14 protein-coding genes and 1 tRNA gene are annotated in these 16545 nt (G+C 69.9%); 5 read left to right on the top strand and 10 right to left on the bottom strand.

Translation table 11 applies throughout. The annotated features are described in order from the left end of the window. The first annotated feature begins 44 nt into the window (after positions 1-44). Positions 45-121 (top strand) — tRNA-Thr (locus ACIBK1_RS01135). Between the two features lie 587 nt (positions 122-708). Here ACIBK1_RS01135 and ACIBK1_RS01130 read toward each other — a convergent pair. The 5 genes from ACIBK1_RS01130 to ACIBK1_RS01110 all read right to left on the bottom strand — a co-directional run bounded on the left by ACIBK1_RS01130 (position 709) and on the right by ACIBK1_RS01110 (position 7482). Then, positions 709-1260: a TetR/AcrR family transcriptional regulator gene (locus tag ACIBK1_RS01130; protein ID WP_396731404.1), complete on the bottom strand. Its 552-nt coding sequence runs from the start codon at positions 1258-1260 to the stop codon at positions 709-711. A gap of 70 nt (positions 1261-1330) precedes the next feature. After that, the gene (locus ACIBK1_RS01125) at positions 1331-2326 is read right to left on the bottom strand and encodes a zinc-dependent alcohol dehydrogenase family protein (RefSeq protein WP_396731401.1); all 996 of its coding nucleotides are present in this window, start codon (positions 2324-2326) and stop codon (positions 1331-1333) included. A 347-nt stretch (positions 2327-2673) separates the two neighbouring features. Further along, positions 2674-3795, bottom strand: a complete 1122-nt coding sequence (locus ACIBK1_RS01120; RefSeq protein ID WP_357314260.1) for a sensor histidine kinase — start codon at positions 3793-3795, stop codon at positions 2674-2676. A 351-nt stretch (positions 3796-4146) separates the two neighbouring features. Beyond that, positions 4147-6309, bottom strand: a complete 2163-nt coding sequence (locus ACIBK1_RS01115) for a phosphocholine-specific phospholipase C (RefSeq protein WP_030507918.1) — start codon at positions 6307-6309, stop codon at positions 4147-4149. Positions 6310-6465: 156 nt separating this feature from the next. After that, entirely contained in the window at positions 6466-7482 is a 1017-nt protein-coding gene (locus ACIBK1_RS01110; protein ID WP_030507919.1) for an SDR family NAD(P)-dependent oxidoreductase, read from the bottom strand. Positions 7483-7555: 73 nt separating this feature from the next. Here ACIBK1_RS01110 and ACIBK1_RS01105 point away from each other — a divergent pair, with 73 nt between their 5' ends. Beyond that, complete coding sequence (locus ACIBK1_RS01105) at positions 7556-8509, top strand: AraC family transcriptional regulator (protein WP_051761688.1); 954 nt, start codon at positions 7556-7558, stop codon at positions 8507-8509. A 25-nt stretch (positions 8510-8534) separates the two neighbouring features. Here ACIBK1_RS01105 and ACIBK1_RS01100 read toward each other — a convergent pair whose 3' ends face one another. From ACIBK1_RS01100 to ACIBK1_RS01090, 3 genes are all read right to left on the bottom strand, one after another. Next, positions 8535-9404 carry a GNAT family N-acetyltransferase gene (locus ACIBK1_RS01100; RefSeq protein WP_396731396.1) on the bottom strand — a complete coding sequence of 290 codons (870 nt, stop codon included), beginning with the start codon at positions 9402-9404 and terminating at the stop codon, positions 8535-8537. Continuing rightward, positions 9341-9805 (bottom strand): nuclear transport factor 2 family protein, encoded by a 465-nt coding sequence (locus tag ACIBK1_RS01095; protein ID WP_030507922.1) that lies wholly within the window; start codon positions 9803-9805, stop codon positions 9341-9343. The genes ACIBK1_RS01100 and ACIBK1_RS01095 overlap by 64 nt, the downstream gene beginning before the upstream one ends. A gap of 135 nt (positions 9806-9940) precedes the next feature. Then, positions 9941-10843, bottom strand: a complete 903-nt coding sequence (locus tag ACIBK1_RS01090) for a LysR family transcriptional regulator (RefSeq protein WP_030507923.1) — start codon at positions 10841-10843, stop codon at positions 9941-9943. 104 nt (positions 10844-10947) lie between these two features. Here ACIBK1_RS01090 and ACIBK1_RS01085 point away from each other — a divergent pair, with 104 nt between their 5' ends. Beyond that, positions 10948-11787, top strand: coding sequence for an oxidoreductase (locus ACIBK1_RS01085; RefSeq protein ID WP_396731392.1), 840 nt, complete (start codon positions 10948-10950; stop codon positions 11785-11787). Between the two features lie 84 nt (positions 11788-11871). Then, positions 11872-12873: an SDR family NAD(P)-dependent oxidoreductase gene (locus ACIBK1_RS01080; RefSeq protein ID WP_396731389.1), complete on the top strand. Its 1002-nt coding sequence runs from the start codon at positions 11872-11874 to the stop codon at positions 12871-12873. A gap of 124 nt (positions 12874-12997) precedes the next feature. Here ACIBK1_RS01080 and ACIBK1_RS01075 read toward each other — a convergent pair whose 3' ends face one another. Both ACIBK1_RS01075 and ACIBK1_RS01070 read right to left on the bottom strand, forming a co-directional pair. Further along, positions 12998-13456 (bottom strand): iron chaperone, encoded by a 459-nt coding sequence (locus ACIBK1_RS01075; protein ID WP_396731386.1) that lies wholly within the window; start codon positions 13454-13456, stop codon positions 12998-13000. Positions 13457-13509: 53 nt separating this feature from the next. Next, entirely contained in the window at positions 13510-13965 is a 456-nt protein-coding gene (locus tag ACIBK1_RS01070) for a carboxymuconolactone decarboxylase family protein (protein ID WP_396731383.1), read from the bottom strand. Positions 13966-14150: 185 nt separating this feature from the next. Between ACIBK1_RS01070 and ACIBK1_RS01065 the strand changes: the two genes are divergently transcribed. Further along, positions 14151-16397 (top strand): ATP-binding protein, encoded by a 2247-nt coding sequence (locus tag ACIBK1_RS01065; RefSeq protein WP_396731380.1) that lies wholly within the window; start codon positions 14151-14153, stop codon positions 16395-16397. Positions 16398-16545 lie beyond the last annotated feature (148 nt).

Genomic DNA, 16545 nt, shown 5'->3' with positions numbered 1-16545 from the left:
GAACCGCGACGACCCTGTAGACTGTGCGAAGCCGTTCGCGGCGTGCCGCCTTAGCTCAGTCGGCCAGAGCACTTCACTCGTAATGAAGGGGTCAAGGGTTCGATTCCCTTAGGCGGCTCCACTACAGAGGCCCTCCCGGATCACCGGCGAGGGCCTTCTTTATGTCTGTACAGCAGTTGGTACAGCAACGCATGGGCGTGCTGCTCGTCTACGTCGCTCTTCGCGGGCCGAAGGGCTCAGACCTCGCCATCGCGGACGAGGCGGGGACCACGGAGACCCTCGCCGTCCGGTGACCGCGTAACGACTCCGTCAGGCGTCAGGCATCGCGATACCGCGATGCCTAACGCCCCAGCTCAGCAGCGCACGTCGCCACGGGGACGCGCCCATGCCGAACGAGCTCCTAAGAAGCGCCGCAAGGGCGAGTCGCTACTGAAGTCGGTGAAGTCGGTACGGCAGCTGATCGAGTCGTCAATGACACGCTCAAGGGCCAGCTCGATCTGGAACAGCACGGTGGACGGACCTTCGAGGTCCTGGGGGGAGAATAGGACGGGGGCGGACACCGGCCGTGGGGACAGGTACGGCCATCGCCCGGCGGGCTAGGCGGTTCGCGACGACCGCGCTCCTTTGACGTTCGCGGTCCAGGAGCGGGACGCCGAAGTACGCGCCACGGGCTTGACTTGTCCACCTCTGTGGTGCCTGAGGTGCGGCCTACGCGGGAAGCGTCGCGAGGAACGCCTCGGCGGCGTCGTGGACCCTTCGGCGGTCGCCGGTGGCGAGCAGGTCGAGCAGCAGCCCCCGGATGGTGGCGATGACGAGGGTGGCCGTGCGTGTGGCCGTGACCCGGTCGGTGTCCGGGCCTTGCGCCTCGCGCAGGCTGTTCATCCAGTCGGTCACCACATGGTCGAGGAAGTCCGCGAACTGTTCCGGTGCCTGCAGGGCGTGTCCGTAGACGGCGAAGAAGAGCCGGAACTCCCCTCCTCGCCGCGGGTCGGACACCGTCTCCCAGACGGCTGCCACGTCCGCCCGCAGACCGTCGCGGTGCCCGACAGCGGCGAAGATGCGCTCGCGCAGCCGCCCGAGGATCTCCTGCAGCATCTGCTCCTTGGAGCCGAAGCGGTGGACCAACGACGTGGTTGACACGCCCAGGGCGGCGGCCACGGGCCGCCAGGACAGATCGCTGAACCCGTGCTCGATCGTGTAATCCACGACCGCGTCGAGCATTTCGGCGCGCCGTGCGTGGTTCACGGGGCGTCCGGCCATGCCTCACCCTCCGTCATGTCAGGGGCTCTGCGGTCCGGCGGAAGATCCCCTGGTCATCGTATGCCTCGGCTCAGCGGGTCTGCCCGGTGGTGACGACGATCTTGCCCAGGCCCTGCTGTCCCTGTTCCAGGTAACGGTGTGCGTCGATGATGCCCTCCAGGGTGAACACACGGTCGACGGTGGGGCTGAGCGCGCCGCTGCGGAGGCCGGCGAAGAGGAAGGCGGCTATGCGTCGCACAGCGGCGGGGTCGAGGGCGTGCTCGAAGCTCATGTAGCGGTGGGTGCTGATGGGCACGGAGGGATAGGGGGCCGGGCGCGGGTCGAGCCAGCCCACGGTGACCAGCGTGCCGGCGAAACGCTTGGCCGCCTTGGCGAGTTCGGCGAGACCAGGGCCCATGACGGAGTCGAGGATGATGTCGGCGCCCGCGCCGCCGGTGTGCAGACGTGTGGCTTGGACGATGTCCTCGGTGTCGGTGGCGACGACCGCCGCGGCTCCGGCGGCCAGCAGGTCGTCCCTCTTCGCCGCGTGACGGGTCACCGCGATGGGGGTGGCGCCGATGTGGTTGGCGATCTGGATGGCGGCGAGGCCGACCGTGCCGGACGCCGCGGTGATCAGGACCTGGTCGCCCGGCTTCATACCGGCTTTCTCGACAAGCGCTCCGTAGGCGGTGGAGTAGGCGACCCACAGCGCCGCCGCGCTGACCGGACTCAGGCCCTCGGGACGCTTGATGATCCGGGTGGCCGGCAGCACGGTGTGCTCCCCGTAGGTGCCGTTGGCCGTCATGTCGGGAACGGCGGTCAGCACCACCGCGTCACCGACGTCGTACCCCTCGACACCCTCCCCGAGCGCGTCGACGATGCCGGTTCCCTCGCATCCGAGCCGGGCGTGCGGCAGCCGGATCGGCACCGGAGAGGCGCCGGAACGCGTCAGTTCGTCCAGCCGGTTGACAGCGAACGCCTCCAACCTGACGCGCACTTCGCCGGGGCCGGGGGTGCCGACCGGCTCATCGACCAAGCGCAGAACTCCCGGGCCGCCGACCTCGTCGAAAACAACAGCACGTGACATGGGTACCTGATCCTTCCGTCCGGTGCGTTCGCGTGAACGCACCCTGACTGGGCCCCCAATTATTTGCACGACCGTTCCAATAAATCAAATCCGCCGGACCGGCGGCGGCCGAGGCGAGGCGTACACGCCGATCAGAGGTCGTGCGGAGCACCCTCACCGCTTGACCTGCGGAAACGGATCACGCGGTGGCAGCTCGTACACCACTTCCCTGGACGTGACCGAGTCATGGCACGTCCGTCCCCCTGCCCGGCAGAGCTTCGCGAGCGTGCGGTACGCATGGTCGCGGAGATCCGCCCGAACCATCCGTTCCGCTCGGCCGCCAAGGCGGCCGTCCGGGATGACCCTGATCATGAGGCAGATTCAACGGGAACGCGGATCGCTACCCGAAAGCCGCCGCCCGGCAGCGGGCCGGACTCCATCGTGCCGCCCTCGGCCGCGATGCGCTCGGACAGGCCGTTCAGGCCGTTGCCCGGAACGTGCTTTCCCTTGGCCCGGCCGTTGTCGCGGACCTCCAGCACCGCCTCGTCGCCGTCGTGTCCCACCTCGATGACGCAGCGGGATGCGCGTGCGTGGCGGACGAGGTTGGTGACCGACTCGCGCACCGCCCAGCCGAACACGCCGTCGGCCGCCTCCGGCAGGGGCGCGCCCGCCATCCGCACAGTCGTGTCTACCCCGGCCGCCGCCAGGACCGCCCGCGCGCCGTCCAGTTCCTCGCCCAGGTCACGCCGCCGGTAGCCGGAGATCGCCTCGCGCACGTCGGCCAGCGAGGACCGGGCCACCGACTCGATTTCGCCGATCTCGGTGATGGCGCGGGCCAGGTCCCGGTCGGCCAGCCGCCGCGCCAGCTCGCTCTTCAGCACGATCAGCGACATGCTGTGGCCGAGCAGGTCGTGCAGGTCGCGGGCGATGCGCAACCGCTCGTCGGCGGCGGCGAGCCGGGCGACCTCGCCGCGAGCCTCGCGCAGCTGCACCACCAGCGTCCGCGAGTGCCGGAGCGCGACCATCATCATCCCGAACGCCAGTAGCACCAGCGCGAACCCGCCGATCATCGGGGCCGGGGCGCCGACCAGCATCCCGTCCCCGGCTATCACGGCCATCGACCCCAGCACCCCGAACGGGGCCCACCGCAGCGGCAGCGACATCGCCAGCACGAATGCCAGGTAGATCGGCAGACCCAGCCAGTCGAGCCCGAACAGCGGCGGCAGCCCCGCCGCCAGCAGCGCGAACGTCCCCAGCACCGTCACCGACCGCACCGTGTACGGGTCGTCCCATCTCCACCGCACGAATGCCGCCGCGTAGTACATCAGCGCGAACACCACCATGGCCGCCAGGCCCAGCCAGCGCCGCGTTCCCTCGTAATGGGCCACCGCCACCCCGACCGGGGTCAGGAACAGCAGCCCGAACGACATCCAGAAGGCCCGTTGCAGCAGCTCGGAGCCTTCGACGTCGCCCCGGAAAAGTCGGTTCATCAGGCGGTAACGCTAGCGGGCCGGTAGGCGGCGACCGCCGGCGAGCCCAGCGCTTCGCCCCTGCTGTCGGACGGTGTGGACCGCATGACGAACCGCGTGACAACGCCGACGGACAACCTTGGGCACTGATGATCGACGGCCCACCTGGCTGACACGGGTAGCCGCCGGCGCCGCCCGCCGCGCCTCCTCCTCCGCAACCGCGGCAGCTTCCGCGGCCCTGACCTCCCGGCAGGCCGCGTGGCGCCCGGGAAAGGGCAGGCCCTCCCCGCGGGCCCGGTCGCGATTCGCTCGCGGTCCGGGCACGGCGGGAAGGGCCTGGCCCTCTGTGTGGTTCTCGGTGCGGTAAGCGGATCAGCCGGTGATGCTGGCCTCACCGGTCTCGAGGTGGCCGACGAACCGCTGCGACCAGCCCTCGTCGTTGTCGGCCGTGACCGTCACGTCGTACCAGCCGTCGCTTTCCTTCACCGGGTTCACCGTCCACGCCTCCTTGCCGTGCGCGTTGACCTTCACGGTCTGCGGCTTGCCGGAGTTGTAGTTGTTGTGCGTGATCGTGAACGTCACGCGGGTGTCGCCGTTGTTGCGCAGCCAGAGCTTCAGTTTCGGGTTCTTCGTCGACTTGCCGTCGTAGTAGTCCGCCTCGACGACGAGGTCCTTGCCCGCGGTGGCGACGTCGCCGACGAACCGGCGCAGGAACCGGTTCGGGCCGGTGACGGTGATGTCGTACGCGGTGTCGTCGGCGGAGGAGCCCACGGCGCCGGTTCCGGACATCGTCGACTTCGCGGCGACCGTGTACTGGCCCGGGAACGCGGCCGGGTACTGCGCCAGCGTCGGGAGCCCGGCCCGGTTGTTGTACACGGCGAAGTGGCTCGCCTTGGTCACGAACGGGGCGTCGTTGCTGAACGTCAGGTTCGCCACGGCGCCGGTGAACCCAGTCAGGTTGGCGTTCGGCTGGTACGGCAGCGGGCGCGCCCGCTTGGTGCCCTCCTCCTGCGTCGGCATCGTGTTGTCGCCGGGCAGCGGGGTGTACCGCGTCTCGGGGATGAGAGGCCCGGTCTCGGGAAGGTCGGGCATGCCGTAGACGGGCTTCGCGAAGTCGAAGGCGGTCGTGAGGTCGCCGCAGACCTTGCGCCGCCACTCGCTGATGTTGGGCGAGATGGCGGGCTTGCCGAGCGCGCTGGTCCACTTCTCGATGAGCTGGATGACCGAGGTGTGGTCGGAGACCTCCGAGGTCACCCAGCCGCCACGGGTCCAGGGCGAGATGAGGATGAGCGGCACGCGGAAGCCGAGCCCGACGGGGAGCGGCTCGGTGACGCCGTACGCGGCCATGGTGCCGGAGACGAACTCGTCCGCCTCGCCCGGCGCCGGAACGGGCGGCGGGACGTGGTCGAACTGACCGTCGTTCTCGTCGTAGTTGATGATCACCAGGGTCGAGTTGAACACGTCGGGGTCGGCGTTGAGGGCCTCGAGCACGCCGCGGAGGAAGTACGCGCCGTTGCTCGGCGCCGTGACCGGGTGCTCGGAGAAGAACTGGTTGTTCACGACCCAGTTCACCTGGGGGAGGGTGCCCCCAAGCACGTCGGCCCGGATCGCGGCGATGAGGTTGTCGGCGTTGCCCGACAGCCCGGTGACCGGCTCGGGGACGTTCTTCACGCCGTTGTCGTAGTAGACGTCGCCCGGTGCGGCCGTCCCGCCCTGAGTGGGGTCGAGCTTGGCGAAGGTGTTGAAGTACTCCAGGCCGTTGTCGCCGTAGTCGTCGGCGCACTGGTAGACCCGCCAGCTGACGCCCGCCGCCTGGAGCGTCTCGGCGTAGGACTCCCAGGGCAGGAACTTGCCGCGCTCGTCGCCGCCGTCATAGGCGGTGAAGCTGCCGTGCTTGTGGTCGGCGTTGATCGTTCCGCCCCACAGGAAGGTGCGGTTGGGCCCGGTGGCGCTGAGCACGGAGCAGTGGTAGGCGTCGCCGACCGTGTAGGCGTCGGCGAGGGCGTAGTGGAACGGCAGGTCACGGCGGTCCAGGTAGCCCAGCGTGGTCGGGCCGCCCTTGGCGTAGTACCAGCCGTTCATGAGGCCGCCGTACCAGGCGCCGTGCTGGTCGGTCCAACCGTGGCTGGTGCCGCCATAGTTGGCGGCGCCGAGCTCGGCGCTCGGCGGAGTCGCCCCACTCCAGGTCTTGGCCCCGCTCAGCCGCCACGGGTACTGCGTGTCGGCCCCGTCCGTCAACGTCTTCGGCTGCTCCCAGACGGTCTTGCCACCGGGGAGCACGATGGTCGAGCGGTCACCGAAACCGCGCACGCCCTTGAGCGCGCCGAAATAGTGATCGAAGCTGCGGTTCTCCTGCATGATCACGACGACATGCTTGATGTCACGGATGTCGCCGTACGGCTTGGGCGGGTGACCGGGCTTCTTCTGCGTGGTGGCTGCGGCGGCGCTCGCGTTGGGCAACGCGACGCCGACGGCGGCCGCTCCTGTTACGGCAGCGGCAGTGCCGAGAAAATTCCTGCGGGACAGTTCAGGCATGGCTTAAGACCTCCGCGTGCGGGATGTGCCGCACGACGCTAGCCGCGAGATCTTGCCCGGAGACGACGGGAAGTCGAAGCCGACATTGCCGATTGGTGCTGTCCATATAGCTATGAACGCAGCCAAAGCGGACGAAAGGATTGAGCGGGCACCGCGTCAGATCTTGAGCATGTTCTCGCTCAGCTCCCAGAGCCGTTCGGCCGATTCCAGGTCGATGGCGTGGGGCGCGACGTCGGACGAGGGAAACTGGTCGGAGCCGAAGGCGACGTCTACTGGAGACTCGTCCAGCGGCGAGATGTCGTTGTCCTTCAGATAGACGCCGCCGATGTCGGCGAGCAGCGGGCTGGTCGCGGCGAACACGCTGGTGCTCGCGCCCTGCTGCGGCGTCTTCCGCTCGCGGTCGGGGTCGATGATTGGGCGGCCGGATTCGTCGAGGATCCCCATGGACCGCAGATCGTCGTCGCTCAGCCAGGCTTTTCGCTCCTCGCCATCGGTCAGCAAGGGGCCCAGGTCGGTGCCGAAGACGACGCCCGGGTGCACGGCGTAGCCGCGGATTCCGTCGGCGGCCCATCGACGGTCCAGCTCGACGGCGAACAGGACGTTGGCGGCCTTGGACTGGCCGTAGGCGAGCATGGGGTCGTACCCGGTGGTGAAGTGCGGGTCGTCCCAGCGGATGCCGGAGATTCGCTGGGCGCCGGATGACACGTTGACGACTCGGGCGCCGTGCGCGGCGCGCAGCGCGGGCAGCAGGCCCAAGGTCAGCTGGAAGTGGCCCAGATGGTTGAGCGCGAAGTGCGATTCGTAGCCGCGCGCGTCCCGGACGAGTTCGCCGCCCATGATGCCGGCGTTGTTGATCAGGATGTGGAGCGGACGGCCGGAGCCGAGATACCGGGTGACGAAGGCGTCGATCGATGCCGGGTCGAGGAGGTCCAGGCGAGCGGTGTCGACCAGCTCAATCCCGGCCAGCGCGGAGGCGGCGCGGCCGGGGTTGCGCGCGGCCACGGTGACCGAGGCGCCGGCCTTGCTGAGCGCACGAGTGGTCTCCAGGCCGATTCCACGGTGGCCGCCGGTGACGATGACGTTCTTACCGGACAGGTCGATGCCTTTGAGCACGTCGTCGGCCGTCGATGCCGCGGTGAATCCGGTTGCGATGGGGTGTTGTCTCTGGGTCATGGCACCATCGTGCTCGCGACCGTTCGTACTCTGAATAGTTGTGAGTCCGCATTTCTTGCGCGATAGTACGGTCATGGTCGCCGACCAACTGTCCGAGGTGTTCGATCTGGTCGAGGTCCGCGGCCTGCTGACCGGCGGGATCGCGATGCGGGGCCCGTGGGTGTCGTGCGCGGCCATCGACGCCCCGCTGAAGTTCTTCGCGATGGTGTACGGCCGGGCCCGGCTGACCATCGACGGTGTCGACGGGCCGATCGAGCTCGGGCCGGGCGAAGTCGCCGTACTGAACAACCGGTCGTGGATGGAGATCGAGGGTGGCTCCGGGGACGGACCGCGCCGTGAGGTCGTGCCCGAGGCGGACTTCTCGTCCGCCGGCCTCACCGGCGCCGACCGCGGTACCGACGACGTCCTCATCGGTGGACGCGTCGACCTCAACGCGGCCGGCCGGGCACTGCTGCTGCAGGCGCTTCCGCCGGTGGGGCACATCCGGGCGTCGACCAACGCGGCGTCCGACCTGCGTGGCGTCCTCGACCGGCTGTTCGACGAGGTGACCGGCAACCGGATGGGCTCGGCGTTCGCGATCCGCCAATACGGCCAGCTCCTGCTGCTCGAAGTGCTGCGCGCCTTTGTCGACCAGGCCGAGCTCCCCCCGGGATGGCTGCGGGTGCTGGCCGACGAACGCCTGCGCCCGGCGCTCCGTCTCATGCACGCCGAACCCGGAAGGCCTTGGGGCCTGGAGGAGTTGGCGCGGGCCGCGACGATGTCGCGGACGTCGTTCGCCGAACGGTTCCGCACCGTGTCGGGCATGCCGCCGCTGACGTACCTCAACCGCTGGCGAATGCTGCTGGCGCAGCGCGCTCTCCGCGACGGGGACGTCCGGGTCGGGTCGCTGGCGGCGGAGCTGGGGTACGCGTCCGAGAGTGCGTTCAGCACAGCGTTCAAACGTGAGGTCGGCGAGTCACCGCTGCGCTACCGCCACCGGGTGCGCACCGCACTCGCGGCCCGGTCTTCTCGCGCAGGTGATGCGTGATCGCGGGAACCGCCGCGGCGCCGCCCTACGCCGGAGCGGTGATCACGGTCAGGTGTTCTTCGGTACGGAAGCCGGCCGACTCGTATACGGACTCGGCCATCGTGCTCGCGTAGAGGTAGGCGGTGGTGGCGCCGGCGGCGTAGCCCGCGCGGACCATCGCCATCGTGACGGCCCTTCCGTACCCGCGCCGTCGGTAGCCCGGGAGCGTGGTGATGTTGAAGATTCCCGTCAAGCCCCCCGAAACGGCCGTCATTCCCGTTCCTACCGGTATGCCGCGCAGCTCTGCCAGGTAGAAGGTGCGCCCGTCGACGTTCGCGAGAGATCGGTCGGCCAACACCGTGAACATCTCGCGTGGCGCCTCGAAGCCGTCGGCGACAGTCTCGGCGTAGAGGTCGAGTTCATCGGCCGGCACGGCGCGAATACGCAGGGAGTCGACGGCCGGTTCGGCCGGAAGTCCTCGCTCGGGCCTGCGTATCATCAGCGGCTGCCTGGTGAATCGGGTCAGCCCATGCTTTGCGGCCACCTGGGTGACGAGAGACCCCGCCTCTCCGCGTACGTGGATGCTCCAGGGAACCTCCCATCGGCCTTCGGAGGCCGCCAGCGCCGCTATCTCGTCAGGGATCGGCTCCACGTCGGGGCTGATGATGGCGTTCAGCGTGGCGATCGGAGCCCCGGAGACGGCCAGTACAGCGCCGTTCGGCCCTCGTCGTGCGTGACCGGTGGCAGCGGCGAGCTTCTCGAAGGTGGCCGCATACGCCGCCACAACCGGCTTGATCGGGTCATCGGCCGGAATAGTCGGGGTAACCATACGTAACACCTGCTCGCAGTCCGTCAGGCGGTCGAAGGCCGGCGGTCGACCCAGTCGACGATGAGCCGGCGCTCGGCGAAAAGCCACCGGCCGTCCTGCCGGACGAAGGCGTCGTGGTAGCGAATCGACATGACCATGAGGGTGCGCTGCCCCTCCTCGGTCCAGAGATGGTGCGCCAGACAGTAGGTTTCCCCGGTCGCGCGGTCGCCGTCGACGGTCACCGTGCTCTGACCGATGAAGTGCGTCGTCTTGTCGTAGGTCCGCAGCGAGCCGAAGGCGGCGGCCAGCTCGTCGCGGCCGTTGAGGGTCTGCGCCGGGTCTGTGGTGCCGGGCTCGCCGTCGTACACCGCGACGCGGGCGTCGTCGGTGAAGAGCGCCGCCTGGCCCTGGGCGTCGCGTCGGTCCGCCAGATGGGCGTAGGCGTCGACCAGTGCGCGGATCGCCAGCCGATCGGCGAACTGTTCGGAGAACATGTCGGGACTGCTCATGGTGGTTCCTTGTGCTCGGCGGGGCGGTGTCCCCTGCTGCATTGCCAGGAGCGATACTGGCCCGGCCGGTTCCGGAGAGGCCAACAGCGATTGCCTGGCGCGGTGGCAGACGAGGCCTGTGGTCCCTGGCCGAGGTCAGCCGGTGGCGGTGAGGTCCGTCGTGGCGGCCAGGTCGGTCACCACGTCCACGATCCGGCGCAGCGCCGCCGAGGTGTTGCCGCGCCGCCAGACCATCTCGGTCGGCATGCTCTCCCCGGCGAGCGGGATGAACACCACGCCGGTGCGGCGCAGGTTGTGGGCCGACCAGCCGAGCCGGGTGATCCCGACACCGGCGGCGACGAGGCCGAGCAGCCCCTGCACGCTTGCGTCCCGGGCGACGACGTCGGGAGTGAACCCGGCGGCGCGGAAGCTCTCGTCGAACTTCTGATGCCAGGGTTCCCAGGAACTGCGCGGGGTCATCACCCAGCGTTCGTTCGCCAGCGCCGGCAGGGTCAGCTCGGTGTGGTCGGCGAGCGGATGCCCCTGGGGCAGGACGACGCACACCTGTTCGGTGGCAACGGTACGGGCGGCAAGGCCGGGAACCTGCGGCGGGCGGGTGAACGCGAGATCGTAGCGGCCGTCGAACAAGCCTTCGACGAGCGGCCCGATGGTGGTCTCCTCGGTGGTGAGTCTCAGGTGGGGGAGATGTTCCCGGGCGGCGCGGACAACCGGTGGGAGGAGGTGGTTGGCCGTCGTCGCCAGGAAGGCCAGACGGAGCTCGCCGATCTCCCCGCGTACGGCTCCTTGAACCACGGCGACGGCCTCGTCGGCACGGTCCAGCACCGCGCGTGCCTCGGGCAGGAACAACGCTCCGGTATCGGTCAGGCTGGTGCCGCGACTGTCTCGGTCGAACAGTCTCGCGCCCAAGATCCGTTCCAGTGTCTTGATCTGCTGCGACAGCGACTGCTGCGTGATCATCAGCCGAGTGGCGGCCCGAGTGAAGCTCGACTCCTCGGCGACGGCGACGAAATACCTGAGTTGTCGCAGGTCAGGGGTCACAGGCTGAGCCTACCGCCGCACCAGGCAACCGGTGTTGGCCGTGGTCGGCCACCCGCGGGCAGCATCGTCGGTGTTCACGACGACCACATAACGGGAGCGGAAAGATGCAGGACGACACGCAGGGCCGGGTCTGGTTGATCACCGGGTGTTCCTCCGGTTTCGGCCGCGAACTGGCCCTGGCGGCGGCGGCCGCCGGAGACCGGGTGATGGCCACCGCCCGGCGGCCGGAAACCCTGAGCGAGCTGGCCGGCCAGGGCGAGGGCCGGATCAGCACCGTGGCGCTCGAGGTCACCGAACCGGCCTCGATCGACGCCGCGGTGCGGGCCACGCTGGCGTTGTACGGCCGGATCGACGTCCTGGTGAACAACGCCGGGTTCACCATGATCGGGGCTGTCGAGGAAACCTCGATGGAGCAGCTGCGGGCACTGATGGAGGTGAACTTCTTCGGCGCCGCGGAGGTCACCAAGGCGATCGTCCCCCTGATGCGAGAGCAGCGCAGCGGGACGATCGTGCAGATGAGCTCCCTGGGCGGCCGGATGACCTACCCGGGGCTGGCCGGCTACGACGCGGCGAAGCACGCGCTCGAGGCCTTCAGCGAGGCGCTGTCGAGCGAACTGGCACCGCTGGGCATCCGGGTGCTGCTGGTGGAACCGGGCATGTTCCGCACCAAGATTTCCAGCAACATGGTTCTGGCCCCCGAGAACCCGGCCTACCAGGCGAGCTCGGGAGGTCTCCGGCAGATGGTCGCGGGGATCGCGGGCAACGAACCGGGTGACCCCGCGAAGGCCGCTGCGGCCATCATCAAGGTGCTCGACGCGGAGAACCCGCCGCTCCGCCTCGTGCTCGGCAGCGACGCGGTGGACGCGTTGCGTGCCCACCACGAGTCCCTGCTGGCCGACATGGTCACCTGGGAGACGCTCAGCCGTTCGACCGCGGTGTCGTGACCGCACCCGATTCGAGCGTGAGTGCGCCGTTCGCCAGGCGCGAGGCAGGCGAGACCCGCAGCATCCTTGAAGGAGAGAACTGACATGCCCAGTCCACAACAACCGGTCGGCTCCGGATTCGGCGCCGCGTCGACCGCCGCCGACGTGATCAGGGGGATCGACCTCTCGGGCAGAACCGCAGTCGTCACGGGCGGCCATTCCGGCCTCGGCCTCGAAACCACCCGGGCCCTGCGGTCCGCCGGCGCGACGGTCGTCGTCCCGGTGCGGTATCCGGACCGTGCCCGCGCCATGCTCGCGGGGATCGACGGCGTCGAGATCGACCAGGTGGATCTGATGGATCCGGCCTCGATCCACGCGTTCGCCGACAGGTTCCTCGCCACCGGGCGGCCGCTGGACATCCTGGTCAACAGCGCGGGGATCCAGAACGTGCCGCTGACCCGGGACGCCCGCGGGTATGAGGCGCAGTTCGCCACGAACCACCTGGGACATTTCCAGCTCACCACACGACTCTGGCCGGCCCTGCGCCGGGCCGGGGGCGCGCGGGTGGTCACGGTGTCGGCCTGGGCGCACCATCTCTCGCCCGTCATCTTCGACGACCCGAACTTCGAACGGCGCGAGTACGACGGGTGGCTGGGCTACGGCCAGTCGAAGACCGCCAACATCCTGTTCTCGGTCGGGCTGGACCGGCGTGGTGAGGCCGACGGCGTTCGCGGCTTCTCCCTGCATCCGGGCCTCATCATCGGCACCAACCTCAGCCCGTGGACCACACCGGAGTATCTGCGGACGAACGACTTCGTCGACGAGCACGGCAACCGGGTCGTCGACCCGCAGTCGGGACGCAAGACCGCCGAACAGGGAGCGTCGACCATCGTCTGGTGCGCCACCGCCCCTCGGCTGGACGGCATGGGTGGCGTCTACTGCGAGAACAACGAGATCTCCCCGGTGCTCACCTCGCACGACGAGACCGTCGACGTGATGACGGGCCGGGTGGAAACACCTGTCGGGGTGATGTCCTACGCTGTCGACCCGCAGCTCGCCGACCGCCTGTGGAACCTGAGCGAGCGGCTGACCGGCGGCACGATCTGAGGCTCCGGCGGCCATGGCGAGGAAAGGCCGCCGTCGCCGCGCGGACCGGATGCCGATCGCCCTCGGCTGACCTCCGTGCCTGTCCGAAGCGGCAGGCCGGAGGCCGGTTCCCGGTCAGACCTCCTCAGCTCAGCGCCTGCTTCAGGAGCGCGACGATCTTCGCCTCGACCTCGGGGGTCAGCTCGGTCAGGGCGTACGACGCCGGCCACATGGACCCGTCGTCGAGGTTCGCCGCGTCGCTGAAGCCGAGCGTCGCGTACCGGGCCTTGAACTTCGCCGCGGCCTGGAAGAAGCAGATCATCTTGCCGTTGTGGGCGTACGCCGGCATCCCGTACCACAGCTTCGGGGTCAGGGTGGGCGCGCTGGCCTTGATCACCGCGTGCAAGCGCTCGGCGATGACGCGGTCGAACTCCGGCATCTCGGCGATCTTCGCGAGCACCTCGCTCTCCGTGTCGGCCTTGGCGCCCCGCCGAGCGCTCGTCTTCAGCTCCTTGGCGCGCTCCTTCATCGCGTCGCGCTCTTCCTCGGTGAACCCGTCGTACTTCTGGCCCTTGGCGGTGGTGGTCTTCGGCGTGGTCGACATGACGACTTCCTCTCTCTGTGATGTGTGGCTTCAAACGGTGCTGGGGGACGGCGTCACCACTGGCCCGCCTGCCGGCGGGTCGGCACGTTGAGCCGGTTGAAGGCGTTGGCGATGGCGATGTTGAGCAGGAGCGCGGCCAGCTCCTTCTGGTCGAAGTGCGTGGCGGCCATGTCCCACACCTGGTCCGGCACCGGGTCCGGCCGGTCGGCGAGCCGGGTCACGGCCTCGGTCAGGGCCAGCGCGGCGCGCTCCTCGTCGCTGAACCACGGTGTCTCCCGCCACGCGGCGACGGCATGCATCTGGTCCGCCGTCACGCCGTGCCGCTGAGCCTGCTGGACGCCCCCGGCGACACAGGGAGCGCAGCCGTTGATTTGGCTGGCCCGCAGATGGCTCAGCGCCAGCAGCCTGCCGTCGACTCCGGCGCCTGTGACGGCCCTGTTGAGCGCCATCAGGGCCTCCGTCGCCTCGGGGATCAAGGCCGCGGGGTTCGGCATGCGCTCGGTCGACATCGCTTCTCCTTCGTCGCGGGGTTCCGGCAGTTCGTTTCGGGTGTTTCCGACAGGAGCTATCCGACCATCGGCGTGCCCGGTCCCGCCTGGTCCGTGGGACACCGTGGGACACCCAGAACCCGGCTGAGCTGCGCGAACGCGTCGCCGATCCGTCCGTGTGGGCCGGGACGGGTACGGTGTTGCACGTGTCCAGCCCCCAGGAACGACTGGTGGCTCAGCTCGCCCGGATCAAGGAGCTGAGCGGGCTCAGCCTGCGTGCCCTCGCCCGCCAGACGGGTCTGAGCAGCTCGTCGTTGTCGCGATATCTGACCGGCCGGCTCGTGCCGCCGTGGGATGCCGTCGTGGCGCTGTGCCGGGCCGTGGGACGCGATCCCCGGCCACTGCGCGCCCTGTGGGCCGAGGCGGCCGAAGCCGGCGCGGCGCCCGCCCGGCGCCGCAACGATCTGCCGGCGGACCTGTTCGATTTCACCGGCAGGGAAGCGGAGTGCGCGCTGGTCGAGGAGCTGATCCGCACCACCGGCGCGGCCGCGATCGACGGCATGGCGGGCGTCGGCAAGACCAGCCTGGCCGTGCATGCGGCCCATCGGCTCGTCCCCGCGTTTCCGGACGGCGGGCTCTATCTCGACCTGCAGGGATTCACCCCGGGGCAGGAGCCGCTGGAGCCGCACGCCGCGCTGGGCCGGCTGCTGGGCGCGCTGGACGTCACCCACCCCCCGGCCGGCACCGCAGAACGCGCGGCGCTGTGGCGGTCGGAGCTGTCCCGCCTGCGGGTTCTCGTCGTGCTCGACAACGCGGTCGACGCGGAGCAGGTGCGTCCGCTGCTCCCGGGCGCGGGGAAGTCCGCGGTCCTGGTCACCAGTCGTCACCGGCTGGTCAGCCTGGACGCGGTGCCGCCGGTGTCCCTGGAACCGCTGGCCGACGACGACGCGGCGCACCTGTTCGGCCGGGCGGCCGGGCTCTCGCTCGCAGAAGAGGAAGCGGTCGGTCAGGTGCTGCGGCAGTGCGGCGGGCTCCCGCTGGCGCTGCGGATGGCGGGCGCGCGGCTTCGCCACCGCCCGGGCTGGACGGTGGCCGTGCTGGCCGAGCGGCTGCGTGCCACCCCCAGCCGCTTCGACTCGGCCTTCGGCATGTCGCTGCAGCAGCTCGACACGGTCCAGCGCCGCATGTTCCGGCTGCTGGGCGTGCTGCCGGGCACCGACTTCGACGCGCCGGTGGCGGGCGCGCTCACCGACATGCCGCCCGACCGGGCCGGCGCGGCGCTGGAGGAGCTGGTCGACGCCCACCTGGTCCAGGAGCTCTCGCCCGGGCGATACCGGATGCACGACCTGATCCGGCAGTACGCGGCGGACCTCGCCGCCGACGAGGAGCCACGGGCCGAAGCCGCCCTGCGCCGGGTTCTGACGCACTACCTGACGCAGGCCGTCGCCCACGATCGGACCCTGCCTTCGCCGCACCGCAGGGAACCCTCGCCGGGAGATCCGGCGAAGGCCATGGCCTGGTTCGACCTCGAGTACGTCAACCTGGTGGCCTGCTTCGACTCCGCCGTACGGCTCGGCGTGGACGAGGTGGTGGCCGAGCTGCCGCAGGCCATGCGGGTCTGGTTCTTCCGGCACCGCGGAACCGACGACCAGGCCCGCCTGCTCGAAGCCGCCGCGGACGCCGCGGCGCGTCTCGGCCGCGATCAGCAGCGGGCCGCGCTGCTCGCGGACCTCGGCTTCGCCCGTGCCGCCGCCGGACGCCTCGGCGAGGCGCTCTCCGCCTACGAGGCGGCCGAGCGTTCGGGACCGGACGACGACACCGCGGCCGCCCTCGCGCTGCGCATCGGCTTCGTACGCCGCGATCTCGGCGACCTCGAAGCGGCGCAGGCGCACTTCCGGCGGGCACGCGAGCTGTTCGAGAAGCTCGGGCGCCGCATGGGGCAGTCGCAGGCGCTGGCCTTCGACGGATGGGTGACGCTTCACCTCGGGCGGCGCGGTGAGGCCGTCGAACTCGCCCGGGCGGCCATCGCGCTGGCGGACGGGCCCGCACAGGTCACCGGGCTCGTCACCCTCGGTCTCGCGCTGGCGCCGGACGACCCGGCGGAGTCGCTGCGCATCCTGCATGACGCGTTGAAGCTGTCCGAGCAGCACAGTCTCCAGCACAACCAGGCGTGGTGCCACAACTATCTCGGTGTCGCGCTGCGGATCACGGGTTCACACGAGAAGGCGCTCGAACACCACCGGCGGGCCTTCGAGCTGCTGGAGCCGCTGGCCGAGGTGCAGCTGGAGATCGATGTCCTGCACGCGTACGCCGAGACGTGCCGCGCGGCGGGCCGCTGTGACGAGGCGCTGGCGCTGCTCGACCGGACGATCGAGCTCGCGCGTGAGCTGGACCGGCCGCACGATGAGGAGCTCGCCCGCGCGGCGCGGGAGGCCGTGCGCGCCGCCTGCTGAACCGTCCCCGCCGTCCGCAGGCCTCTCCTGTCGGCGAGCCGGAACGGCTGTGGAGCGTACGGGTGTACACGCGGGCCGATGACGAAGCGGATCCGCGGGAGCAGTTCTTGGTCCAGTTCTGGCCGTGGGAGCCCTCGACATAGATCCG

It is taken from the genome of Microbispora rosea (assembly GCF_044460045.1).
GTDB classification, from domain to species: domain Bacteria; phylum Actinomycetota; class Actinomycetes; order Streptosporangiales; family Streptosporangiaceae; genus Microbispora; species Microbispora rosea.
This window is presented reverse-complemented; position numbering and strand designations above follow the sequence as displayed.